This window comes from Wolinella succinogenes DSM 1740, assembly GCF_000196135.1.
In the GTDB taxonomy this organism is placed as follows: Bacteria; Campylobacterota; Campylobacteria; order Campylobacterales; family Helicobacteraceae; genus Wolinella; species Wolinella succinogenes.
In genome coordinates, this window is the sequence record NC_005090.1 from 1651589 (window position 1) to 1677453 (window position 25865).

Annotated in this window: 18 protein-coding genes and 2 pseudogenes; 8 read left to right on the forward strand and 12 right to left on the reverse strand. The window is 48.8% G+C overall.

The window, feature by feature from the left end; translation table 11 throughout:
* Window positions 1-3: 3 nt before the first annotated feature.
* From WS_RS08265 to fliK, 6 genes and pseudogenes are all read right to left on the reverse strand, one after another.
* Window positions 4-363 (reverse strand): annotated as a pseudogene (locus tag WS_RS08265) (LPP20 family lipoprotein); the annotation flags it as partial.
* A 203-nt stretch (window positions 364-566) separates the two neighbouring features.
* Window positions 567-2567, reverse strand: coding sequence for a motility associated factor glycosyltransferase family protein (locus tag WS_RS08270; protein WP_011139562.1), 2001 nt, complete (start codon window positions 2565-2567; stop codon window positions 567-569).
* Between the two features lie 77 nt (window positions 2568-2644).
* The gene (gene flgE, locus WS_RS08275) at window positions 2645-4795 is read right to left on the reverse strand and encodes a flagellar hook protein FlgE (RefSeq protein WP_011139563.1); all 2151 of its coding nucleotides are present in this window, start codon (window positions 4793-4795) and stop codon (window positions 2645-2647) included.
* Between the two features lie 71 nt (window positions 4796-4866).
* Window positions 4867-7104, reverse strand: a complete 2238-nt coding sequence (locus WS_RS08280; RefSeq protein ID WP_011139564.1) for a flagellar hook-basal body complex protein — start codon at window positions 7102-7104, stop codon at window positions 4867-4869.
* 3 nt (window positions 7105-7107) lie between these two features.
* Window positions 7108-7920 carry a flagellar hook assembly protein FlgD gene (gene flgD / locus WS_RS08285; RefSeq protein WP_011139565.1) on the reverse strand — a complete coding sequence of 271 codons (813 nt, stop codon included), beginning with the start codon at window positions 7918-7920 and terminating at the stop codon, window positions 7108-7110.
* A gap of 9 nt (window positions 7921-7929) precedes the next feature.
* Window positions 7930-9816, reverse strand: a complete 1887-nt coding sequence (fliK, locus tag WS_RS08290) for a flagellar hook-length control protein FliK (RefSeq protein ID WP_041571880.1) — start codon at window positions 9814-9816, stop codon at window positions 7930-7932.
* Between the two features lie 144 nt (window positions 9817-9960).
* On the opposite strand from fliK, the gene typA reads away from it, so the two are divergent.
* From typA to tilS, 8 genes and pseudogenes are all read left to right on the forward strand, one after another.
* On the forward strand, window positions 9961-11766 hold the full coding sequence (gene typA, locus WS_RS08295) for a translational GTPase TypA (protein WP_011139568.1): 1806 nt from the start codon (window positions 9961-9963) through the stop codon (window positions 11764-11766).
* 64 nt (window positions 11767-11830) lie between these two features.
* On the forward strand, window positions 11831-14197 hold the full coding sequence (locus WS_RS08300; protein WP_011139569.1) for a ribonucleoside-diphosphate reductase subunit alpha: 2367 nt from the start codon (window positions 11831-11833) through the stop codon (window positions 14195-14197).
* 113 nt (window positions 14198-14310) lie between these two features.
* On the forward strand, window positions 14311-15738 hold the full coding sequence (locus tag WS_RS08305) for a PhoH family protein (protein ID WP_011139570.1): 1428 nt from the start codon (window positions 14311-14313) through the stop codon (window positions 15736-15738).
* A gap of 84 nt (window positions 15739-15822) precedes the next feature.
* Entirely contained in the window at window positions 15823-16668 is an 846-nt protein-coding gene (locus tag WS_RS08310) for a fumarate hydratase (RefSeq protein WP_011139571.1), read from the forward strand.
* A gap of 17 nt (window positions 16669-16685) precedes the next feature.
* Window positions 16686-17243, forward strand: a complete 558-nt coding sequence (locus WS_RS08315; RefSeq protein WP_011139572.1) for a Fe-S-containing hydro-lyase — start codon at window positions 16686-16688, stop codon at window positions 17241-17243.
* A gap of 218 nt (window positions 17244-17461) precedes the next feature.
* A pseudogene (locus WS_RS08320) lies at window positions 17462-18821 on the forward strand (anaerobic C4-dicarboxylate transporter).
* A gap of 108 nt (window positions 18822-18929) precedes the next feature.
* Entirely contained in the window at window positions 18930-20249 is a 1320-nt protein-coding gene (rimO, locus tag WS_RS08325) for a 30S ribosomal protein S12 methylthiotransferase RimO (protein ID WP_011139574.1), read from the forward strand.
* The gene (gene tilS / locus WS_RS08330) at window positions 20237-21217 is read left to right on the forward strand and encodes a tRNA lysidine(34) synthetase TilS (RefSeq protein ID WP_011139575.1); all 981 of its coding nucleotides are present in this window, start codon (window positions 20237-20239) and stop codon (window positions 21215-21217) included. Before rimO ends, tilS begins: the two co-directional genes overlap by 13 nt.
* Here the strand turns inward: tilS and WS_RS10715 are convergent.
* The 6 genes from WS_RS10715 to miaB form a co-directional block, all read right to left on the reverse strand.
* Window positions 21181-21732, reverse strand: coding sequence for a hypothetical protein (locus WS_RS10715; protein ID WP_011139576.1), 552 nt, complete (start codon window positions 21730-21732; stop codon window positions 21181-21183). The genes tilS and WS_RS10715 overlap by 37 nt on opposite strands.
* 5 nt (window positions 21733-21737) lie before the next feature.
* Window positions 21738-22247, reverse strand: coding sequence for a hypothetical protein (locus WS_RS08340; RefSeq protein ID WP_041571881.1), 510 nt, complete (start codon window positions 22245-22247; stop codon window positions 21738-21740).
* Window positions 22237-23265, reverse strand: a complete 1029-nt coding sequence (locus WS_RS08345) for a hypothetical protein (RefSeq protein ID WP_041571882.1) — start codon at window positions 23263-23265, stop codon at window positions 22237-22239. The genes WS_RS08340 and WS_RS08345 overlap by 11 nt, the downstream gene beginning before the upstream one ends.
* A 94-nt stretch (window positions 23266-23359) precedes the next feature.
* Window positions 23360-23812: a hypothetical protein gene (locus tag WS_RS08350; RefSeq protein WP_011139579.1), complete on the reverse strand. Its 453-nt coding sequence runs from the start codon at window positions 23810-23812 to the stop codon at window positions 23360-23362.
* Window positions 23809-24411: a lysophospholipid acyltransferase family protein gene (locus tag WS_RS08355; protein ID WP_011139580.1), complete on the reverse strand. Its 603-nt coding sequence runs from the start codon at window positions 24409-24411 to the stop codon at window positions 23809-23811. The genes WS_RS08350 and WS_RS08355 overlap by 4 nt, the downstream gene beginning before the upstream one ends.
* Before the next feature lie 20 nt (window positions 24412-24431).
* The gene (gene miaB / locus WS_RS08360; protein WP_011139581.1) at window positions 24432-25733 is read right to left on the reverse strand and encodes a tRNA (N6-isopentenyl adenosine(37)-C2)-methylthiotransferase MiaB; all 1302 of its coding nucleotides are present in this window, start codon (window positions 25731-25733) and stop codon (window positions 24432-24434) included.
* Between the last annotated feature and the right edge of the window lie 132 nt (window positions 25734-25865).

The following is a 25865-nucleotide window of genomic DNA, read 5'->3' on the forward strand; positions in this document are numbered from 1 at the left end:
CGCTTAAAACTCTTCGCCCGTAAGGATTCGATACCAGCGCTTCCCATCTAGCTTGAGCTCCATGCTCACTTGGCAAAGACCATCTTTATAGACCGTTTCAACGATCTCTGCATTTCGAATCACAGCCAGCACCTTGGTTTTAACAGTGGAGTTTTTAAGCACCATGTCCCTCACGGTATCTTGAGCGTTGACACGGATTCCATACATTTTTTCACCAATTTGTCGGTAGGCATCCACAATCGCCGCCCTCTTGGCTAGCGCTAGCGCTTGGGCTGGAGAGATGGTGTTCTCAGGAGCGACCCCCATGCCCACAGCACTGATTTCAATAATGCTAGAGGGAGTGATCATAGGAGCGTTGGGGATCACTACCTCATCCGCTTGTACTTCATTGCCTCTTAGGGCATTGGACTTGTAGGAGTTTCGGTTGGGATAGGCATCCACCGCTCCGCTTTGCACATTTGATGTGACCGTTGTTGTTCCATCCGTGGCAGCCAAAGCTCCCGTTGCTAGGAGTAGCGTTCCTGCAACGATAGAGGAGTAAATCATTTTTGTCATCGCAATTCCTTTTATTGACCTAGGGTTTCTATGCTTGAAGCAACAGCCGTTCCACTTTTGATTCGAGCCTTCAAAACAGCACCCGCATACTCGCTTTTGAAGCGCTTCATTCCCTCTGCAAATATACTCCTAGCGCGCTCAAAAAAAGTTGAAATATCATTGCTAGGTATATGAATCGCATCCAAAAGAAGGGCTTGGAGATAGTGCGAAATGCTTCCGCTCAAAAGCGTCCCGATAAAAGGATGGCGTCTGCTATGAGAAGCCAAAAGCGCAAACGCCTCATCAATGAAGGCAAAGAGCTCTTTTTTGGTGCTCACAGGGCGCGCCCAAAGCTCTTCAAACACCCTCACTAGCTCCTCCCAATCAAGAAGGTGAAAATCTCTCTTCTCCTCCCTAAAGAGCTGGCTCGTCTCTTTCACAAACGCCCGCTTAAACTCCTCTAGGGCGCTTTTTTTATCAATCTTTCTAAGTTCAAATTCTGCAGGATGGGTGGGTCTTGCCCCTTCGATATAGGCGCCCTCCCCTAAATTGAGCACCATTTGGGGAGTGAAAACCTTGATCGCGTTTTCGAGATTCTCCCTGGAGAGGGAAAAGATCGAATCAGAATAGACCTCTTTAGTTCCATTGCCTCTCACTGCAAAACAACCCGAAGGAATCTCTATCTCTTCCTCTCCATAAAAGGAGTTTTGGGCGTGCTTCTTTGCCCCTTTGATGTAGCCGCAATCAAGCCCTGCGATGAGCACATCACTCCCAAAAAGACACGCCAAAGCAAACGCCGCATTTCCGACAAAAGGCGAGGAGAATCCTAGGATAAACTCGGGCTTATGCAGCTCGCTCACCGCACTCCCCCCACGCTGAAAGAGATAGGATTCTTTGGCAAGCGAAAGCGCTTTGGGATTGACCATCGTGCCCGATAAAAGAGGGATTTCACCCAAAGGAGCCCCCTCTAAAACCTCATGCAAAAAGTCGATTCGTTCGATCTCTACCTGAAAATCAGGGGTGATTCCATGAGAGAGGAGCGGTTTGAGCGCGGTTCCTGAGCTTAGGATGATCATCTTGTTGGCATTTTGTCGGATAAAGGGGAGGAGCGCATCTAGACTTGGTCCATTACCCACCACACAAAGGGGCGCATTGAGGCGCTTAGGGTTAAGAAGCACGGGGTGCTTTTGCTCCTCTTTGAGATAGGAGACATTTTCTAAAGCGTTTCTCACCCCAATCATCTCATCCTCAAAAGTTCCCCATCCCCTCGCATTCACCGCATGAGCCTCCGCGATTGCCTCGCGAATCGTAGCGATTTTAGGGGTCTCATAGAGGCTCAGCTCCAATCGCAAGAAGTTGGAGCTCACACGCCGTACCTCAAAAAAGTTTTTGATGAACGCCCGATCGCTCACACTCTCCACAAAGAGATAGCAGGCTCTATCTGAGACCTGATCAAAAAGCGCAGAGAAGTCCACCAGATGACAAGAGATTCTAAAAAGATCCATCGATTCTTCAAAGATGAGCAGGGAGTGAATCTTGGCGTAGCGCTCCCTCAAACACTCTAGATGCAACCCACCTGCCAGCCCTAAAAGCGTCACAGAGGGGAGAAAGTCATTAGGCAGATGCATCCCCTCCGCCAGCATCCCCTCCAAGCTGGCACTCTTTAAGAGCTCATTGTGCATGAGTCCGCTCAAAGGAAACTTCTCCTCATCCATGAAATGAGGGCGGAGGTCGTTAGTGTAAAGCTTCCAGTTGGGATGCGTGAGTGGAGAGGAGGCGAGGTATTTGGCGGAGGCGAGCATTCCATGGCGCCCCTCCACCTCAGGGAAAAGCAGGCTTTTCTCTTGAAGGTTGACGACATTGATTCCCTTCTCATCCAGCCAAAGATTATACTCCCTTGCAGGCTCTTGAAGGGCTTTGGCCAAAGGGTCTGAAAAAGAGGTAAAGAATTGGAGATTAGAGAGGAATCGCTCCTTGAGAGCTTGTTGAATGGTCTTGATATCGGCACTCTCAAGAAGGGTGATTAGGCTCATGGGGGCTCGCTTTTTTAGAGAGCATTGTAGCAAAAAGCAGACAAGGGCGCTAAAAGCGCCCTATGAGTAAGATGAAATTACTGCTTGAGCTGAAGGAGAGTGTTGAGAATCTGGTCGGAAGTGGTGACCGTTTTAGAGTTGGCTTGGAATCCTCTCTGCACCACGATGAGCTGGGTTAAGCTTCGGCTTAGATCCACGTTACTCATCTCTAGAGCCGAAGGAGATATCTTTCCTCTTCCTCCTGAGCCTGCCGTGCCGACGACGGGTTCGCCTGAGTTGGCCGTCTGAGAAAAGAGGTTAGAACCCTCAGCTTGCAAGCCTCCATTGTTGGTGAAAGAAGCGATGGCCACTTGAGCCAGCGCCAAATCTTTCCCATTGCTAAACTCTCCGATAAGCACTCCATTAGAATCAAATCGCCAATCCTCTAAGACTCCAGACTGGTAACCATTTTGATAGATGTTCCCTGTAGCACTCTCTTTATCTGTGCTTGTGAGGCCTTGAAATGTTCCTGAGACCCCAAAATCTAGATCGATTCTCTGGGGAGAGGAGGCTCCGCTTTTAGGGTTAAACTGAATCGTGGGAGGGTTCATCCCTGTGAGCCCCCCATCCTCTCCAAAGGTGACACGACCCCCTTCAAAATAGTTAGGTCTCTCTCCTGAGCCATTCACAAAGGTGGCAGGTTCAGGCACATGGAGACTGAAGCTCCACTCTTGAGGACCCACTTTCCTAAAGGTGACGGTGAGGGTGTGCTTGTTTCCAAGGCTATCCACAATATCAGTCGTTGCTGTATGCTTTGCCGCCATAAGAGAAGCCGAAGTGGTGGAGGAGCCTCCTTCAACCAAGATTCCTGTATTGAGACCCTTCATGGCACTCTTAAAGAGAACGTTACTAGTCACGTTAGTGTCATAATAGCTACTCACCGTTAGGCTTAGATTGCCCGTGGTGGTGTCGCCATCATCTTGGTTAAGAATCTCAAACATTCCTGTTTTGTTGATCGTCACCTTGACCGAGGCGTTAGTGCCTGTACTATCCACATAACCGCCCCCGTGCTTGATGTTGTTGGCATCTTGCTGGAGGAGTGCCCTTAGATCCTCGGTTGTCCTAAAGAGTCGAGAGGTCGAATCGGCATCACTTGCAGTGGTATAAGCATATCGGAACGCGGTGATGGAGTTATCCGCTGCCGTAAAGTTGGCCAAAGCACCGCCTGAAGCGGTGATAATGACATTCTTTTTGCTTGCATTTCCATCAAGACTGTTGTCATTCACCAATCTTAGCTGTCCACCCGTGGCAAAGGCTTCCACGCCTGTCTCGGATTTTTTAGCATTGATGGCGTTTTGAGCCGCCACCAGAGAGCTTACGCCTGAGATGGTCGAATCGTTAGTGAAGGTAATGGTGGTGCCATTGAGAGTGATCGTACCCGTGGTGGCAACTGCAACCGCCTGAGTGGCGGTTGCTTGGCTATAGCTCACCCAAACGCCTTGACCCTCAGAGAGTTTGAGGGCGTTTCCGCTCGCATTAAAGAGTACACCCATGTCTTCGGCCATCTGGATTTTATTGCCTGCACTATCGTATCTCGCGGCGATTCCATCTGCAGCTGTCACACTCGTGGAATCGAGTGCATACATACAACCAAGCTTATCTGTGGTGTCCCCTGCGGTCAAGTTGGCATCTAGATTCACCTGAGTGGTGGCCTTGGCAGGAATCACCATCTTTGGCTCAATCTTGATCCCACTAATAGGCACGGTGGTATCCACCACATTATAGAGCGCATCACTGTAGCAACTGGTGCTACCAGAGTTTAGATCTCGCGTCCAACCCTGCACGATATAACCCGCATTGTTGACCATGTTTCCTGCGGCATCAAATCCAAAAGCTCCATCTCTGGTGTAAGCATTGGTTCGTCCGCCATTCCCACTCACGATAAAAAACCCATCCCCACCGATGGCCAAATCCATCTTGTTGGTGGTATCTTGAATAGAGCCTTGCCCAAAGATCTTGGTCGTGGAGTTAATGCTCGTTCCAAGACCGATGGAGTAATCATTCTGACCTCCAAGGCCTCCATAAGGTGAGGTGGCAATTCGATTGACTTGAGAGAGCATATCCGAGAAGTTCGCCCTAGAGTATTTAAAGCCTGTCGTGTTGACGTTGGCGATGTTGTTACCCTCGACATCTAGCGCGACTTGGTGTGCCTGCATTCCACTGACACCTGACCATAGCGATCTGAGCATCTTCGATCCTTTATTTGTTAAAGTCGTTTATTCTTGTCATTTTAAAAGCAAAAAATATTCCAAATCAAGCCTTATTTCTTGAGCCCAATTGCCTCTTTGATGAGCTCATCCCCCGTCGTGAAAGCCTTGGCGTTGAAAGAGTATCCTCGCTGGAGAACGATCAACTCGGTCAATGCTGCACCAATGTCCACATTGCTTGTCTCTAGCATACTGTCAAGCACTTTTCCAAATTTCAACTGTCCTGTCTCATCCCATGCCAGGATGGGTGCTCCGCTAGAGTAAACGGGCTGACCCCCATTGACGCTGATAGAGGTCATTTGGAACATATTTCCTCCCACCTTTTGCAAACCCTGGTCATTCACAAAAGCCGCCAATCCTACGCGACCCATCACCTCTGACTTTCCGTTGGTGAAAGTGAGAATAATGCGTCCATTGCTATCCACTCCAACATCATCCAATCGCCCCGCAGGAGAGCCATCTTGACTCTTGGCTTTGACGCTTGATTCCACATAGGTGTAGTTAGTGGAGAGTTTGCCATCTTCGGTTTGAGCAGGATTATAGGTGATAGTTCCTCCATCAAAAGGAATAGCCACGCTCGCGGCACTCGCCACTCCATTGTCAAAAGTCATTTCATGCACCACCGGAGCCGTGCTTACCATACTCTTGCCCGTGGAATCGTAGATTGCGCTTCTCACCTCCCATCGCTCGCCCACACCATCATTTCCCGAATCAAGCAAGTAATAGGTGGACTGGAGAACATACTTGGTTCCATCAGAGCTATAGACCTCTACGCCACTCGTATAACTAGGGACGGCGAATTTGGTCGTTGAGCGCGAATCATTCCCCACTTTTGTCCAGTTGGCACTATCGGTATAGGGATCAGAAGCGCCCGAAGCGCCTGTGCGTTTGTAGAGGATTCCATTGTGACTTACAATATCATTGGTGTTATAGGTCGTCCCCTCCGCGTAGTTGGGCAGACTCCCCGTCGCACTCGCCCCCAAATCCTCCCAATCTGCGGGATTGGTCGCAGGGTCGGAGTTGCCCGCCGTGCCGATTCTTCGATAGAGCAACCCGCCTTGCTCCACCACATTACCCACTTCGTAGGCAAGTGCGGTATTGTAACCCTCGATGGCCGAAGAATCGATTCTCTCCCAGTTAGTGGTGTCGGTGTGCGGATCGGAGTTGCCCACACTGGTCGTACGTCGATAAACAACGTTATCCAGCATCACGTACGCCCCCACTTCATAATTTGTTGCGCTCGCATTGTAGGCTCCAACAGCACCACTGGAGAAATTCTCAGAATTTCCATTGAGCCCTAGCTTTTGTCCAAGCTTTCCACTCACGCTAATATTCATATCATAAAGAGTGTCATTGCGGAGTGACATGGTGCATCCTGCGGGATTTCCACTCGAATCTCGCGTAATATCCAGCGTCAATCCCGTCTGCGCTTCAATCAAGCCTTTAAGCTCTCCCACGGTTTTAAATCCATTGCTTCCACTCCCTCCGTAGGTGAAGGTATGACTCTCTGTCTTGCCTGAGGGGAGCGTGGTGGTGATCGTGAGATCTTTATAGTTAAGCGCGTCAATGAGCTTAAGATCGCCATCCATGAGAGCGTTCATGTCTTGTGCCAAGAACGCCTCTAGGTCAAAAGAACCATCTGCATTCAAAAAGACCTCATTGACCCCTGTGCCCGTGGCGCTCTTGTTGAGGTTCACTGCGGCTCCGACTTGGGTCGTGACCGTAGGCTGGTAATAGAGATCTTCAGGGATTTTGAGGGGAGAGAGATTGGAACCCGAGAGAGCAAGATTGTCCGCGGCTTCATTTCGGCTCGCGTTGAATGTGCCTGTCTCTGAGATTTTTCCTAGATCAATTCCATAGAGATAATAACCACTGGCATTCACCAAATACCCTTCAGAATCTCGACTAAAAGAGCCATCTCTAGTGAAGTAGTTCTTTTGTGTTGCCGCAACCGTGGGGTTTTGAAGATCAAAACTTCCACTTTTTTGCGTCCCGACAACAAACCATCCTTTGCCCGCATAGGCGATATCAAACTCGCCATCAGAGCTTTTGTAGCTCCCGTTTTTATTGCTAATGGCATTGCTTGAGACGGTCACCCCGTGCTCAAAGTCATTATTGATGGGAGAGCTTGAGTTGATATAGCTCATGCTCTTGGCAAAAAGTGTCTCAAATTGCGGAATATTGGCGCGATAACCTGTCGTATTGACGTTAGCGATGTTATTTGAAACGCTATCAAGCCCCACTTGATGAGTTAATATCCCACTGAGGCCATTAAAGAGAGTGGCGTTCATGGCTTAGCCTTTTTCGTAGAATTGAGTCACATTGCCAATAGGAAGAATGAGGTTATCTCCAAGCTTCACGTAGGGGACGCTATTTTCATAGAGGATGCTTTGAACCTCTCCCCGACCGATTCGCGTCTCTTTATATTTATTGGTGGCAGAATCAAGATTGTATTCTGCTGTTACATTGTAAGCTCCATTGGCCACATAACTCCCTCCAGAATCCTTGGTATCCCACTCAAATGTGACATAACCTTTTTGCCCATTGTAGGCGCTCAAATCCACCTCTTTGATTAGCTCGTTTTTCTCATTATAGATCTTAAGCATTGGGGTTCCCTTGCTCGCATCAATAGGCTCATCAAAGTAGAGATCGAATTTCACCGCATCATTACTAGTGATATTAAGCCCCGTGACATTGGTCTCGGCCACCTTACCAATCATACCCACGGAGTTATATCCTGCAAGTTGTGCCAAGAAGGTGGTGACGCTGGTGCTATTGTCAAGGCTTGTCCCAAGGTCTTTGAGGGTGTTTGACATCGTCTCTTGGAGCTCAGCGAGTTTAGTGCTCGTGTCGGTCATCGTCTTCATTGTGTCGGTCATGCTTGATAGCGTTTTTTTCATCTCCTCTTGCTGTTCGAGCTGAGTGAGCATTGCCGTCTGCTCCAAGATTTTCTCCGTCTCCATGGGAGAGGTGGGGTCTTGGGATTTGAGCTGCTCCAAAAAGAGCCTCATGAAAGCATCTTTGTCTAGTGTGCCGTTATTATTTTGAGCTACATCACTTGAGCTGGTGTAGGTTGAAGTGGAGTTGGTGTTGGTTATAGTGGCCATGGGTTCCTCCTAGGCGTATTTGGGTAGGGTGATTTCCATCAAGCCTAGACGCTCGGATTCTTCTAAATCCGCGCCTCCAAGCGCATTTGCTTTATAGGCGAACAAGCCATTTTCGTTCCCTTTTTGAGGGTGTCCTCCCGAAGAATCTCCCCCACCAAAGCCCCCGCTAGAGGCGCTTCCATCGCTAAAGCTCATCGAAACATCACCAAACCCAGCATTAGCTAGCTGCTGTCTAAATTCGGCGGTATTGTTCATAAAAAGCTGAATCGCTTGGGTATTAGAGACCACTTGCACAAGGAGATTCTGTCCTCGTTGCGTGATGGTGAGCTCCACGCTACCGAGATTTTCGGGGTTAAGCTCCACGGAGAGCTTGGTGAGCGGAGGTTTGTAGTTTTGCACCTCCTCTTTAAGCGTGGCGGTGAAGTTTTTGAGCGTCTCTTTGGCGAGCGCGCTTTTGAGGGCAAGGTCACCCTTGGTCTCGCTTAGAGAGGAGAGTCGCCCCTCTATCCCCATAGACGCTTCACTCTTTCCTAAGGTCGTCTCTTTGCTCTCGCTCTCCTCTTTTTTGCCCAAGGAGACCTGCTTGCCCCCTGCCCCCACAAGCTCCTCTAAAGCACTCTTGAGTCTGTTCTCTGCTATTTGATTGCTTTGCTCACCCGCACTTTGACTCTTTGGCGCCAGCTCTTTTGATTCTAAAATCGCGCTGGCAATAGGATTTTTAGGAGATTCTTGGGAGCTCTTAGAGGAGCTCTCTCTGAATGAAGTCTCCCCTTTGATTGCCTCTTTGACCGCCTCGTTGGTTGTCTCTTTAGAAACCCCTTTGGTCTTCTCTTTTGATTTCTCTTTTTGGCTCTCTTTGGCCTCCTGCTTCTCCGTGACTATCGCCTCTTGGCTTGCCTTGGTGGAGCTTTTTTTCTCTTTGGTAAGCGTTAAGATTCCAGCCAAATTGGCCTCGGCTTGAGGGGCTTTTTCAGCGCCTTCTTGCCTCTTGTTTTCTCCTGCAGGCCTTGAGGCAAAAGGATCAGAATCGAGGGCTAAAGAGCGATTTTTTACAAGAGACAACTCTTCTTTATCCTTGGGTTTATCCTGAAGAGGGATATCCTTTGAGCTTGGAGCGGAGGGGGTCTTGGAGCTTGTTTCTCCTTTTTGATTCTCCTCTTCTTTGGTGAGCTTTTCTCTCTTTACAATAGGCGCAGCGCTGGAGATCTCTGCGCTTTTTGGAGTGCTTTTTTCTACGGTTTTTTCTGGAGCTTGACTATTTGTGAGTTCTTCTTTAATGAGCGTGCTTTTGGGTGAAACTTCCGCGGAAGTTTCACTTTGAGCCTTGATGGAGCTGGGCTTGAGTGCCAAATCTTCGGCTATCTTAGCGACATCTGAGAGCTTTTTGGTCTCCTTGGGGGTCTCTAATGAAGCGCTTTGAGCGGAGATAGGAGCCGCGCTCAAACTCTCTTTTAGATTCTCTCCTTTAGGGCTCTCTTTTTTGAGGCTCTCTCCCTTGGAGGAGACGAGAATCTCTTTGGAGCTGCTCTTTGCCTCTTTAATGGCATTTTTAGCCTCTTCTAAGAGCTCTTTTAGTGTCCCGCCCGCCTCTTTGAGAGTGCCTTTGAGTCCTTGCGTGGAGAGAGAGGAGAGAAAAGGTGAGCTAGGGCTCAAAAGATTGGAGGGCGCCCCTAAAGAGCTCTTTTCACCACTCTCCACACTCAAGTTGTTTTTCTGTTTTTCTAGCTTTTGAGTGAGCGTGCTAGCGAGTGTTCCGCTCTTAAGAGTGCTTTTGAGGGCTTGGTTAAAAAGCCCCGCAAAAAGCTCGCCCGATTCCTCGCTAACACCATTAGAGGAGCTTGAGGAGCCTTTGGCGCTCTTAGAGCTAGAGAGACTTTGTAGGATTTCTTGAAGCATTTAATCTCGCTTTTAAGGGGAATCATTCTCCTTGCCAAAGCAATCCTCGTTCCGACCTTGCAGCCAACTCCCCCTAGCTCCCCCTAGGGGGTTGGCTTAATGATAAATAGGGTAAAATTGGGATAAAAATTATCTAGGAGTTTGATGCAAAGTATAAGAAACATCGCGGTTATCGCGCACGTTGACCACGGCAAAACAACGCTTGTGGATGGGCTTTTGAAGCAGTCAGGAACTTTCGCCTCACATGAGCAGGTCGATGAGCGCGCCATGGATAGCAACGCCATCGAAAGAGAACGAGGGATCACCATCCTCTCTAAAAACACGGCTATCCGATACAAGGGACACAAAATCAATATCATCGACACCCCTGGACACGCCGACTTTGGCGGTGAGGTGGAGCGCGTGCTCAAAATGGTTGATGGCGTTTTACTCCTAGTGGATGCCCAAGAGGGCGTCATGCCCCAAACTAAGTTTGTCGTCAAAAAAGCGCTTAGCATCGGCCTTAGACCCATTGTTGTGGTGAACAAAATCGACAAACCTGCCGCTGATCCTGATCGAGTGGTCAATGAGGTCTTTGACCTTTTTGCCGCCATGGATGCGACCGAAGAGCAGCTTGAATTCCCCGTCATCTACGCCGCGGCAAGAGATGGCTATGCAATGAAAGAGCTAAACGATGAGAAGAAAAATCTTGAGCCCCTTTTTGAGGCGATTTTAGAGCACGTTCCTGCTCCTAGTGGCTCAGCCCAAAAACCCCTTCAGATTCAAGTTTTCACGCTTGACTATGATAATTATGTCGGCAAAATCGGAATCGCACGAATCTTCAACGGTGTGGTCAAAAAAGGTGAAACCGTCATGCTCGCCAAAGCCAATGGCGAGAAGAGTAGCGGAAAGATCACTAAGCTAATTGGCTTCCACGGCTTGGCTAGGATGGAGATTGACGAGGCCGAGGCGGGAGATATCGTCGCAGTAGCAGGATTCCACTCCATCGATGTGGGCGATAGCCTAGTGGACCCCAATAACCCCATGCCTCTTGACCCTATGCACCTTGAAGAGCCAACCATGTCGGTCTATTTTGCCGTCAATGATTCTCCTCTAGCGGGCACCGAGGGCAAGCATGTCACCGCCAACAAAGTCAAAGACCGTCTCGAAAAAGAGATGCAGACTAACATCGCCATGAAAATGGAGGAGATGGGCGAAGGAAAGTTCAAAGTCTCAGGGCGAGGCGAGCTTCAGATCACTATCCTAGCGGAGAATCTTCGCCGTGAAGGGTTTGAGTTTAGTATCTCTAGACCCGAAGTGATCGTCAAAGAAGAGGATGGCGTGCGCATGGAGCCTTTTGAAAATCTCGTGGTTGACACTCCCCAAGATTACGCGGGGAATGTCATTGAGAAGCTCGGACGAAGAAAGGCAGAGATGCGCGCCATGAACCCTATGGGCGATGGCTACACTCGATTGGAGTTTGAGATTCCTGCTCGTGGCCTCATCGGCTACCGAAGCGAATTCCTCACGGACACCAAGGGTGAAGGCGTCATGAACCACTCTTTCTTGGAGTTTAGACCCTTTAGTGGAAGCGTGGAAAGCCGAAGCAACGGGGCGCTTGTCTCCATGGAAAATGGTGAAACGACAGGATTCTCCCTCTTTAACATCCAAGAGCGCGGCGTGCTCTTTGTGGGTCCTCAGACCAAAGTCTATGTCGGCATGATCATCGGCGAGCATAGCCGAGACAATGATCTTGATGTCAATCCAATCAAAGCCAAAAACCTCACCAACATGAGAACCAGCGGCAGCGAAGAGGCGATCAAGCTCATTCCCCCTAGAGAGCTCACGCTAGAGAGAGCCTTAGAGTGGATTGAGGATGATGAGATTCTAGAGGTCACCCCCCTTAACATTCGAATCCGCAAAAAATATCTTGACCCCACCGTCAGACGAAGATACGCTAGACAATCTTAAACCACCTCCAAGCCTCTTGGCTTGGGGAAAACACCCGCACGAAAAATTCACAAGGAGGGCTTGAATGCTAACCGTTATCAAGCGAAGCGGACGGGTAGAACCACTGGATGTGACCAAAATCCAAAAATTCACCCATAGTGCTGTTTTAGGGCTGGAAAATGTCAGCCAAAGCGAGTTGGAAGTGGATGCCAAAATCCAATTCCGAGACAAAATCACCACCGAAGAGATTCAACAGACCCTCATCAAAACCGCTGTGGACAAGATCGATGTCGATGCTCCTGAGTGGACCTATGTCGCCGCACGCCTCTTTCTCTATGATCTCTACCACAAAGTCAATCGCTTCACGGGCTATGGCAAACTCAAAGACTACTTTGAGCGAGGGGAGAGCGAGGGGAGAATCATTAAAGGATTGAGAGGGAAATTTGACCTTGATTTTCTTGACACCAAGATTGTTCCTGAGCGCGATTTGCAATTCAACTACCTCGGAATCAAAACCCTATACGATCGCTACCTCATCAAAGATCGCTCCAATAAACCCATTGAGCTTCCTCAGCATATGTTCATGTCTATCGCCATGTTTTTGGCGCAAAATGAGAGGGAACCCAATGAGTGGGCGGTGAAGTTCTACGATCTTCTTAGTCGCTTTGAGGTGATGGCCGCCACCCCAACCCTCAGCAACGCCCGAACCCCCCGCCACCAGCTTAGCTCTTGCTACATTGGAAGCACCCCTGATAACATCGAGGGAATCTTTGATGGATACAAGGAGATGGCGCTCCTCTCTAAATATGGCGGGGGGATTGGCTGGGACTACAGCAAGGTGCGAGGACTTGGAAGCTATATCGATGGACACAAAAACGCCGCAGGCGGAGTGGTGCCCTTCCTCAAAATCACCAACGATGTCGCCATTGCCGTGGATCAGCTTGGCACACGAAAAGGGGCGATCAGCGTCTATCTTGAGCCTTGGCACACCGATATTTTTGACTTCATTGATCTGAAGAAAAACAGTGGTGAAGAGCGGCGAAGAGCGCATGACCTCTTCCCTGCCCTTTGGATTCCTGATCTCTTCATGAAGCGCGTGGAGGAGGATGGAGCTTGGACACTTCTTGACCCTCATGAGTGTCAAGATCTCACCAATTTACATGGAGAGGCTTTTGAGAAGCGCTACTTGGAGTATGAATGCATGGAGGGAATCATCAAAGAGACCATCCGCGCCAAGGAGCTATGGAAAAAGGTGCTCACTAGCTATTTTGAGATTGGAAGCCCTTTCCTCTGCTTCAAAGACAACGCCAATCGTCTCAACCCCAACGCCCACAAGGGAATCATCCGAAGCTCTAACCTCTGCACGGAGATTTTCCAAAACACCGAGCCCAACCACTACCTCATTCAAGTGGAATATGAGGATGGTTCCAGCGAACGCTTTGAAGAGCACGCAATCATCACCACCGACACAGGCGTAGAGAAGCGAGCCAACAAAATCACTTCCATGGATTCCCTCCAAGGCAAAAAGGTCTTTATTGCGGAGCGAATCGCTCAAGAGGGAAAAACTGCCGTCTGCAATCTCGCTAGTATCAACCTCTCCAAGATTCACACCCAAGAGGATATCGAGCGAGTCGTGCCCATTGCTGTGAGAATGCTTGATAATGTGATTGACCTCAACTTCTACCCCAACAAAAAGGTCAAACGCACCAACCTCGAAACTCGTGCGATTGGCCTAGGCGTCATGGGTGAGGCTCAAATGCTCGCTGAATCCAAAATCGTCTGGGGGAGCCAAGAGCACCTAGAGAGAATCGATGAGATCATGGAGCAGGTGAGCTACCACGCGATTAAAGCAAGCAGCACCCTTGCCAAAGAGAAGGGAATCTATCCTGATTTTGAAGGCTCCAACTGGTCTAAAGGAATCTTCCCCATTGACCTTGCCAACAGTGAGGCCAAAAAATTGGTGGATCGAGGGGGGCTCTTTGGCACAGATTGCGACTGGGATTCCTTAAGAGAGCAGGTAAAACGCGATGGAATGCGCAATGGCTACCTCATGGCGATCGCCCCTACCAGCTCCATCAGCATCCTCGTGGGCACCACCCAAACCATCGAGCCTATCTACAAGCGCAAGTGGTTTGAGGAGAATCTAAGCGGTCTCATCCCCGTGGTCGCCCCCAATCTAAGCCTAGAGACTTGGAACTTCTACCAATCGGCTTATGATTTGGATCAAAATCTTCTCATCAAAGCCGCCTCCATCCGCCAAAAATGGATCGACCAAGGCCAAAGCACCAACATCTTTATCTCCCTAGATAAAGCCAGCGGTAAATATCTCAATGACATCTATGTGAACGCTTGGAAACTAGGTCTCAAATCGACCTACTATTTAAGAAGCCAAAGCCCTCAAGCCGAGGAAAACACCATGGATCGAAGCATCGAGTGCGAGGGTTGCCAATAACCCTCCCACCTCGCTGTTACCGAGGTGTTCCCGCCTTTATCGACAGATTGAGTCTAAATATGCCATAATCTAAGGGTTATCTAAATCTTGCTCATAAGGATTCCCTCCAAACGATGGCAAAGAAAACCCCCAAAAGCAAGTCCTACCTCTTGGATACTTCCGTTATCCTTGACGACACGGACAACCTCGAACACCTCTGGCAAAACGGCGAAAACTCCATCTTCATTAGCGATGTCGTCCTCTCTGAGCTCAACAAGAAAAAAGAGCTTCTCAGCGAGACGGGATTCTTTGCGAGAGAGTTTTTTAGACTCATCAACAACGATAATGGCAAAGAGATCGCTCTGCACGATTTCAAAAGCGCCGCCACCTTAGAGGGGGACTATATCCGCCTCATGTACCTAAAGAAAAAGGAGCGGGAGATCCCCATCTATATCGTCTGCCGCCAGCACTATCGCACCAAGGGGCTAGAACATGGGCTTAATGACGCAAGAATCGCCGAAATCGCTAAAGATTTCAACCTCATCTTGCTCACCAACGATATCGCTCTGAAGATCCACTCCCTCTCCCAAGGAATCAATGCCCAATCTCTCTATCGTGATCGCGTAGAAAATCCCGGCGAAATCGACTTTTGGCATACGCTCAACCTCCACAAAGATTATGACTTCTCCAACCTCTCTAAGCGAAAAAACTTCAGTGAACTCTCTGACTGGAGCATCATTGAGGTGAACGAGGAGGACAACACCGAGAGCTCCCTCTATCTCACGGGCAAAAAACGCTTTGGGCTCAAAATTGAGGGGCGCTTTGAAGAGCAGCGACTCGATGAGATTCTAGAGGACACCAACCCCTATATCAAGCCCATTAACCTAGAGCAGAAACTCTACTACTCTATGCTCATCCACCCCAAAAATAAAATCACGGTCGCCACAGGAAGCACGGGAAGCGGTAAGACCCTCATCGCCCTTCAAGCAGGAATCCATCTTGTCAAAAAAGGGGTCGTGGATGGGATCGTCTATCTGCGTAACACCGTCACAGCCAATGACAAAGAGGCGGAACTTGGATTTCGCAAAGGAGATGAGGGGCAAAAACTCGGCTATTTCATGTATCCACTCTATAGCGCCGTCAATTTCACTATCGAAAAGATGCAAAAAGAATCCCTTGCCAAAAAAATCGAATACCGAGGCGATGTGAACAGTATCGAAAAACAGGAGGCCACCGAGTATTTCCTGCAAAAACACAACATTGAGGTGATCGATATTGCACACGCTAGAGGGGTGACCATCGCTCGAAAATTTGTCATTTTTGATGAGGCACAGAACGCCTCTAGTGCCACCATCAAGCTTATTGGAACACGCATGGGCGAAGAGAGCCGTATCGTATTTTTGGGTGATTGGGCGCAGATTGACCACCCCTATCTCAGCAAATTTCGTAACGGAATCGTCTCCATGCTCCAAAAGGCCAAGCAGGATAACTTCATCGCAGGAATTCAGCTCAAGCAGACGATTCGTAGTGAAATCGCGGGATGGTTTCAACAAAACTTTTAATCCTTAGCTTAGTTTTTATTTTTACGATTGGGCATAGAAAAGTAGGAGTAAAATTTATCGATCTTATAAAAAAGGAGAAAAATTATGAGAGCAGTCACCGCTCAAGCCATTACAGAGGCTGTCGCAAAACTCTGTAAGGAAGCCTGCTACTATGTCACACCTGATATGTACGCCGCCTTCAAAAAAGCCGAAGAGACGGAGGTTTCACCCCTTGGCAAGCATATTCTAGGAAGAATCATAGAAAACGCTGACATTGCCAAGAGAGAGGATATGCCTATCTGTCAAGACACCGGGATGACAGTCGTCTTTGTAGAAATCGGTCAAGAAGTCAAGATCGAGGGGGGCTACATTGAAGACGCCATCAACGCGGGCGTAGCCAAGGGCTACACTGAGGGCTACCTACGAAAATCTGTCGTTGGCGAACCTCTCTTTAACCGAGCTAACACCAAAGACAACACTCCAGCGGTCATTCACACTCGAATCGTTCCCGGAGATAAACTCAAGCTCAAAGTCTGTCCCAAGGGCTTTGGAAGCGAGAACAAAAGCGTTCTTAAGATGCTTGTTCCCGCCGATGGTCTTGAAGGAGTCAAAAAAGTATTCCTTGAAGCCGTCAAACTCGCTGGTCCTAACGCCTGCCCTCCTATGGTCATTGGTGTAGGCATCGGTGGAACCATGGAAAAAGCGGCGATTCTTGCCAAAAAAGCAGCGGTTCGCTCCGTTGATTCTTATAATGAGCATCCTGACTATGCGCAACTTGAAAAAGACCTGCTAGAGATGGCTTGCGCCACAGGGGTAGGCCCTCAGGGTCTAGGCGGAATCAACACCGCTGTCAAAGTCAACATTGAGTGGTATCCCACTCATATTGCTGGCCTTCCCGTCGCTGTTAACATCAACTGCCACGCCGCTAGACACGCTGACGTCACGCTATAAGAAGAAGGAGTTTTATTATGTCACACGCTATTAAAATCACTGCACCCTTTGACAAAGAGACCGCGAAAAAACTAAAAGCTGGCGACAATGTCCTGATCAGCGGAACCATCATCGCTGCTAGAGATGCCGCCCACAAGGCCCTCACTGAGGCGCTCGCTAGAGGTGAGACACTTCCTGTTGATCTCCAAAATGAGACCATCTACTATCTAGGTCCAAGCCCCGCAAAGCCCGGCGAAGTGATCGGTGCTGCAGGCCCCACCACCAGTGGACGGATGGATAAATACACCCCCACAATTCTTGATCTTGGCGTGAGTGGAATGGTCGGCAAAGGCTATCGCTCCAAAGAGGTGATCGAATCCATCAAGAAAAATGGTGCGGTTTATATGGTCGCTATCGGTGGCGCTGGAGCACTAATCGCTAAGTCCATTAAAAAATATGAAGTTCTCGCCTATCCAGAGCTTGGACCTGAGGCGGTGGCTCGATTGACTGTGGAAGATTTCCCTGCAATTGTGGCGATCGATTCTGAGGGCAACAATTTCTATGAAATGGGTCAAAAACCCTACGCGAAAATCTAGCTTTAGGTTAAAGAAAAGATGACTAAGGTGCACAAGAATCCTCTTTCTATGCCCTTGGTTGGGTTGTTTTTCTTCTGTTCGTATTATACGAACAGAATAGTTAAAATGGTTTAGTTTCTCTTGTAGAAAAAACCTTATAATCGTTAGCGTTACCTTTTATATGTTATCAACTAGGATAACTTTCATAAAAGGATCAAATTAAACACGAGGGGAAAATTATGGAATTCTTTCTTCAGCTGCTAGTCGTCTTGGGGTGCCTCTTTTATGGTGCCAAAAAAGGGGGGTATAGCACTAGGTCTATTGGGCGGTATTGGTCTTGTCATCCTCATCTTTGGTTTCCACTTGCCTCCAGGCAAAGCACCCGTAGATGTTATGCTCACCATTATTGCCGTAGTTGCAGCGTCAGCGACATTGCAAGCTTCAGGCGGTCTTGATGTTATGTTGCAAATCGCTGAAAAAATTCTGCGAAAAAACCCAAAATATGTAACTATTTTGGCTCCTTTGGTCACCATGATTCTTACCATGCTTTGTGGAACAGGTCACGTGGTCTACACCATCATGCCTATTATCTACGATATTGCGATCAAAAACAACATTCGCCCAGAACGACCTATGGCGGCGGCTTCTATCTCCAGTCAAATGGGTATCTGCGCTAGTCCCGTTTCTGTTGCTATCGTCTCTTTCGTTGCTCTTTTGGCAAAGTCACATTTGGCTAATGGTGCTGAAATCAGCCTCATTACCGTTCTCCAAATCACCATTCCATGCACCATTGCAGGGGTATTAGCAATTGGTATCTTCAGCTGGTTCAGAGGTAAAGACCTTGATAAAGATCCTGATTTCCAGGCTTTCATCTCTAACCCTGAAAACAAACAATATGTTTATGGCGAAAGCGCCACTCTTTTGAATCAAAAACTTCCCACCAGCCAATGGGTAGCTATGTGGATATTCCTTGCAAACATCGCTGTTATTGCGCTTCTTGGTATGTTCCCCGAGCTTCGCCCCTCTTTCCCTGATGCAAAAGGTGTCCTTAAACCAATGAACATGGTTCTCACCATCCAAATGTTCATGTTCCTTGCGGGTGCATTGATTGTTATCTTCACCAAAGTGGATACATCTAAAATCTCCAAAAATGAAGTTTTCCGATCAGGTATGATCGCGATTGTCGCTGTTTTTGGTATTGCATGGATGGCGGAAACCGTATTCTTGGCTCACCTCGCCGACATGAAAGCAAGCCTTGGCGATGTAGTAAAACAACATCCTTGGACATACGCCCTTATGCTTCTCCTTGTGTCTAAATTCCTAAACTCTCAAGCGGCCGCAGTTGCGACTATGGTTCCTGTAGCCCTTGGCGTAGGTGTTGAACCTGGATATATCCTAGCTTTTGCAGCAGCGTGCTATGGTTACTATATTCTCCCCACCTATCCAAGCGACCTTGCCACCATTCAATTTGACCGATCTGGCACTACCAAGATTGGTAAATTCGTTATCAACCACAGCTTTATTCTGCCTGGACTCATCGGAGTGGGCACCTCTTGTGTGTTTGGTTTTATTTTGGCAAGTGTGATGGGTTACGTATAAATCACCGCTATCACCTTCTAACCCTTCACACCTCTTTTTCTTTCCATATCTTGGGGGTTCCCCCCGAGATATGCTATACTCCTCATCTATCTTTTTTTCAGGATTTCCATGTCAAAAAAACTCCATCTCATCTCTCTAGGCTGCACCAAAAACTTAGTCGATAGCGAAGTGATGCTGGGACGACTCAAAAGTTATGAGATCACCCCTTTAATCGAAAAAGCCGATGTGATCATCGTGAATACTTGTGGATTCATCGAAGCGGCCAAACAAGAGAGTCTATCGGTTCTCTTTGAAGCGCTAGAGCGCCGCAAGAAAGGGGCGATTCTTGTGGCTAGCGGCTGTCTTAGCGAGCGCTACCATGAGGAGCTTTTGAGAGAGATTCCAGAGATTGACATCATCACAGGCGTGGGGGATTACGATAAAATCGATCAGATGGTGAGAGAGCGCCAAGGCTTCCACTCAGGCGAAGTCTTTCTTGCTAGCGAAGAGCAGGAGCGAGTCATCACTGGTTCTAGCGTGCACGCCTATGTGAAGCTAAGCGAAGGGTGCAACCAAACCTGTAGCTTTTGCGCGATTCCTCAATTCAAGGGCAAACTCCACTCCAGAACCCTCGAATCCACCCTCAAAGAGGTGAAAAACCTCATCGCCAAAGGCTTCACCGACTTCTCTTTTATCGCCCAAGACACCAGCTCCTACCTGCGCGATCGCGGCGAAAAAGAGGGGCTCATCCAGCTTATTGGAGCACTTGACTCTCTAGAGGGAATCAAAAGCGCTCGAATCCTCTACCTCTATCCCTCCACCGCCAGCGCCAAACTCATCCAAGCCATACAAAAATCTCAAGTGGTGCAAAACTACTTTGATATGCCCCTCCAGCACATTGCCGAATCGATGCTAAAGAGGATGAAACGCGGAGCCAATCAAAAAAAACACAAAGAGCTCTTAGAGCGAATGCGCCAAGTGCCCCACTCTTTTGTGCGCACCACGCTTATTCTTGGGCATCCAGGCGAGAGCGAAGAGGAGTTTGAGGAGCTTTGTCGCTTTTTAGAAGAGTTTCGATTCGATCGGGTGAATCTCTTTGCCTACTCCGATGAAGAGGGTACAAGCGCCCACAAAATGGAAGGCAAGCTAGACAAAAGGGTGATCAACGCCCGCCTCAAACGCCTTGATAAGATCATCCAAAAACAGCACAGAGCCCTTCTAAAAGAGATGGTAGGGCAAGAGATTCCCGTGATCTTAGAGGGCGGATCGAGTGAACATGAGTTCTTCTATTCCGCTAGAGACGCTCGATGGGCGCCAGAGATTGATGGAGAGATTTTGATCAACGAGACCCTTCTTCCCCAGCCCGCCCCTGGTCACTACTGGGCTAAAATCACCCAAGTCGCAGGCAAACAGCTCCTAGCCACCCTCACGAGGCGATGGGAAAAATAATCCAACTCCAAGAGGAAGAGCGACTCCGCCAAGGAAAGAATCTCTTAGGATTCTCAGGAGGGGTTGATTCCACAGCCCTCTTTTTCCTCCTCCTAGAGAGGGAGATTCCCTTTGACATCGCTTTGGTGAATTACCATCAAAGGGCTCAAGCCAAAGAAGAAGAATCATACGCCAAAGAGCTAGCCCATCGCCACCAAAAACGCTGCTTCACTCTCTCTTGCCCTCTTGGCCCCTCCAATTTTGAACACCAAGCACGCCTAGAGCGCTATCGCTTTTTTGAATCCCTCATCCACCAAGAGGGGTATGCACGACTCCTGCTCGCCCATCATCTAGGGGATCGCTTGGAGTGGCTCCTCATGCGACTTGCCCAAGGGAGCTCTCTATCCACCCTTCTTGGCTTCTCATCGCGTGAGATTCGCCTAGGCTATGAGCTCATCCGTCCCCTAGGAGAGATCACCAAAGAGGCGCTTTATGACTACTTGCATCAGCACCAGATTCGCTATTTTGAAGATGAAAGCAATCGCGACCCTAAGCCGCTGCGCAATCGCTTCCGCCCTTTGAGTGAAACTCTCCTCAAGGAGCACGCCCAAGGTCTCCTTCAAAGCTTCCGATTCCTCCAAGAGGAGCGAGAGATTCTCTATGGAGAGGACCCAAGAATTCGCCGCGATTCTCTCTTTTATTTCCCTTCCCAAGAGAGAGAAACCCAAAACCTCCACCTCATCGACCTCTCTTTAAAGGCGCTTGGATATGTGATGAGCCAAGGGGAGCGCCAAGAGCTGTTAAAGAGCGGATTTTGCGTGGTTTTAAAAGGAAAAGTGGCCATTGGCAGGAGTGAGAGGGGAATCTTTATCGCCCCTTTTGAGCGAGTGATTATCCCCAAAGCTCAAAGAGAGAGGCTAAGAATCGCCAAGATTCCTCCCAAAGTGCGCCCCTACTGCTTTATGGCTGGAATCGATTCGCTTTTATAGAGCTCCAAGTGGGCACGGAAAAAGAGCGCATTTGATTCACTCTTTAGCAAAACAGGGAAATCCACCTTCACGACTCGCCCCATTTTGGAGACCTCATCCATGAAGCGATGGAGCAAGGAGGAGTTGGCCGCACGCCCCTCAATCACAAATCGTGCCACCTCAAAGCCAATCTGGCGTTTCTCCCTAGAGAGCTCACTCACCTTCAAATCCTCAAAAAATCCCGACAAAACACTCTGGAGCACTTGAGCGTCACTGGTTTGGGCGAGTGCCTCTAGGGTTGCGGCATTGAGCTCTTTGAAATCACGGAGCTCTTTATCGATGGCATCATAATCTTTTTTGGTCTCATTATAGAGGAATTCAGACTTTCGATACTCAATATTGGCGCGACGAAAATCATCCAGCGCAGGAAGCACCCACCCAAGAAAGAGAAGCGCCACCCCCACTACATAGAAGAGGAACCAAAGCGTGTTGCGAATCCAGTCGATCTCGCGAAGCGATTCAGTGAAGTTATTCATGATTTTTAGGGCTCCTCTTTGAGTCGGCTCACCGAGACGAAACTAAACCAACCATTGGGAAGCGCGTAGAAATCAGCGCGACTCTCATGAAAAATAGAGCGCAAAGGCACTTCAAGCAAAAAGCTATAGATCTCTTTAGAGGGAGTGATTCCCTTGATGGTGAGCCTATCGCGCTCCATCTCAATCGCTTGGAGGGTGATTTGATCGGGAATGAGCTCAAAGAGATTCTTCACGCTCTCAGAAAGCATTCCATTTTGCGTCCTCAAATCATCGGCGAAGCTCTTCTCAAAGCGCACTCTCTCCATCTCGCTCTTAAGCGCGGCGATCTGCACCAAGAGCTCTTGCTTGCTCTTTTCGCTCTCTAGGGCGCTTTTGAGCATATAGTCTCGTTGCATCTGCAAAAATCCCACGAAAAAGAGCAAGATTCCAAAGGTCAAGATGACATAAAAGAGCCAAATCCTCGTGATTTTGAGCAGAATTCTCTTGGGTTGGGGTGCGATGAAACTATATCCCACGCGCCCCTCCTTCTCTCTCTTTGATCTCAAGCTCCGCCATCTTCACCAAAGAGGAGGTGACATCGAGCGCATGGGTCTTGATATCGATAAGGAGAGTGTTTTTGAGATAGGTGAGCGCCCCTGAAGAGATTCCATAGGTGTCCAAAATCACAATCTCATCGATAAAGTCACTTCGATAGACCTCATTTTTGTAAAATTCGCTCAAAGAATCCTTGATGAACTTTGCCACACTAATCGCCCTTGCAAAGTCATCCAGCGCACTCCTCTCCTCCTCTTTTTCGTTGTGTTTGGGCAAAGGAGCTTCATGCTCTTCAAAATCCTCAATCATGACGCTATCATCAAGCTCCTCTAGCTCCCCAATCTCCTCCAGCTCATTATCCAATGCGCTTAGTGCCTCAGTGATTTTGGCTGGAGAGGCGGGCTCTAGGGGCGTCTCTCCAAGCGCCATCTCCTCCTCTGGCTTCTTCTCTGTGCTCGCTTCCATCTCGCTCTCTAGAATAAAAAACCCGCCAAAATAGAGCCCCTTGGCGTTCATGATTGCCAAAGCCAAATCCGATTGCTGCTGAAGCACATAGAGGCGCTTCTTCTCATCCAATCGCCCCTTGATTCCCTCATAAAGCAGTGCAAAAGGAGAAAAGAGGAAATCAACCCCTTGGCTTTTGGCAAACTTCCCTCTCGCCTCAGCGATTCCTTCTCTAGAGATGTAGGCACTCCATGCCTCCTGAACAATGACGCTTCTCACCTCATTAGAGCGGATTCCAAACTTCAAATACTCATCCGCCCTAATGGTGTCTATCGCCCCTTGGTGGATGGAGTGGCTTAGAGTGGCGACATAGGTAAAAGGGTGCTTTTTACGAAGTTTGCGGATGAATTTAGCCGCCTCAATGGGAATATCTCCAGGAACTGTCCTAAACTCCTTGAGCTCGTCGTGGAGGATTTTCCCCTTTTTGAGCGTCAATACACGAGTGTAGCAATTCCTCGAATCGACATTCACGCCAATGATAAGCGTGGAGAACATATCCTTAACGATGCGCTGTATGCTCAAAGGTTAACCCCAAAATTCTCTCTTTTTGTAATCTATTATATTAAGGTAGCTTTGCTTAAGAGCACCTCTAAAGTGCCTTGAGTTCTCGATCCAGCCGTTTATACCACGATTCTAATCGTTCCCTCTCCTCTTTGAGCTCCAAGCTAGAAGGAGCCCCGCTTCCCATGGAGGCAAACTGCTCTAGCGTCATCTTCACTAGCCACTCCAATCGCCTCTTCTGCTCCAAGCTTAGCTTAATCCCAAGCGAGTGCTCTATCTCCCCTTTTCGCTCCTTGGCCTCCCTCAAAAGCCCCTGCCACTCTCGCTCTTTTTTGGCCTCTTTGAGAACACTCATGGCTAGCCGATTGTAAGGGTCCAAACCCAGCGATTCTTGCGCCAATCGCTCTGCCTCTTTGTATTCACCTCGCGAGAGCTCGTATTGAGCCAAAAAAGCCCCTTGATAAGAGGGGGTGAAGTAAAGGTAGGTCAAAAGTCCAAACGCCAAAAGCGCCAACAGGGCAAAAAGCGGGGTTTTATTCACTCTATCTCCTCGGTCATCTTGGCATAAATGAGTGTTTTAGCCTCCTCTAGGCCAAGCCCTGATAGATCAAAAGGATCCCGCGCAATGAGCGTCACCCTAGAGAAGGGCTTGGGGATAAAAAACTTATCCCAACTCTTTAGCTGCCACGCCTCCTCAAAAAAGGCTCGAAAGACCACAATAGGACGCTCCGTCTTTTGAGAGATCATCACGATTCCATCCGCCACGCTATGGTAGGGTCCCCTAGGTCCATCAGGCGTGATGGCAATATCCCCTCCTCCTTCTAGCTCTCTAATGGCCCCAAGAAGCACTCGCTTAGCCCCCTTGCTGCTTGAGCCTCGCAAAGTCTTGAAGCCAAAAAAACCAATCATTCGTGCGATAATCTCTCCATCAAAATGGTCACTAATCATCACCGAGATTCTTGGCTTAGCTCTGATTTGACGATACAAAAAGGGCTGAAGCAACAGCTCTCCATGCCAAAACGCCACGACAAAGGAGCTCTCTTTAGAGATTTTCTCACTCACCACGAAGCGTTTTTTGCAACTCCAAAAAAGCAAACGCGTGATGCAGTATCCCAAAAAAGGCAAGATAGCCAGCGCCAAAGCGCGTCCCGTCTCTTTTTTTATAGCGGCTCTCCTATCAAAAAGGCTCGATAGGCCTCTTTTATTCTCACGGGAGTGATTCTACCCAAAAACTCCTCGCCCCCCTTCATCCTCACCATCTTTCCTGTATCCGTGCGCCCCTCGCACCACCCCTCATCCCTTCTTTGATGCTCCCAGAGTACGGAGTGAATCGCGCCGACCTCTTTTTGATTCAGCTCCTCCAATATCTCTTTGTGGCGCGCTTGCAGTCGATGAAGTCGCTCGCTTGCCACCTCCTCATCCACGAGATTCTCCCATGAGGCTGCTTCAGTGTGAGGTCTTGGTGAATAGACAAAGCTATAGAGCGTCTCAAAACGCACTCTCTCTAGCACCTCCATCGTCCCTAAAAAATCCTCCTCGCTCTCTCCGGGGAATCCTACGATAATATCCGTTCCAATCGTCGTCTCTGGAGCAAGCGCCTTGAGTCTTTCAACGCGATTGATAAACCACTCTTGGCTATAGCCACGCCTCATGAGCGAGAGGATTCTTGTAGAGCCGCTCTGGAGGGGCATATGGATGCTTTTGCAGATCTTGGGATTGCTCGCAAACTCCTCCAAAAACTCATCATCCATATGAAGAGGATGGGGCGAAGTGAATCGAAGGCGCTCGATTCCCTCCACTTGGCTAAGCTCGCGCAAAAGCTCGGTAAAGCTGATCTTTGGATGAGCCGAAGAGAATCGCCGTCCATAGTGATTGACATTCTGCCCCAAAAGCAAAATCTCCTTCACCCCTGCACTAGCAAGCCGTCTTGCCTCTCCCAAAATCAGATCACTAGGCACGGATATCTCTTGCCCGCGAGTGTGCGGCACGATGCAATAGGCGCACTTTTTATCGCACCCTATGGAGATATTGACCATCGCCTTGTAATCGTTTCGGCTTCCTGTGGCAAAGACATAGCTGCTATCATCATAATCTGTCGCCACCTCGACCGCCTTCTCTTGGTGAATCACTCGCGAAATCTTGGAGACATTGCGCGCGCCAAGCACAAAGCTCACGCTGGGTGCCTTTTTAAGAATCTCACTCCCTAAATGGCTCGCGGTGCATCCGCACACGCCGATCTTGGCCTCCTCTTTTTTCTCTTTGCTAAACTGTCCGATCTCAGAGAAGAGCTTGCGTTCAGGCTTCTCTCGGACACTGCAGGTATTGATGAGAATGAGATCAGCCTCTTTGGGATCATCAGTGAGGGTGTAGCCCTCTTTGGCTTCAAGCTCAGCGATCATATGCTCACTATCTCGCACATTCATCGCGCATCCGAGCGTCTGAATGAAAAGTTTTTTACTCACGGTCAAATTGCCTTTGTTATGGATAAAATTTCGGGATTTTGATACTTTTTTGGTTGGAGAGAGGATTTTAAAGAGAGGGTGTCAAAACATAGAGGCGGGGTCGGCGAGACCGCCTCAAACAGCCAGCTCCAG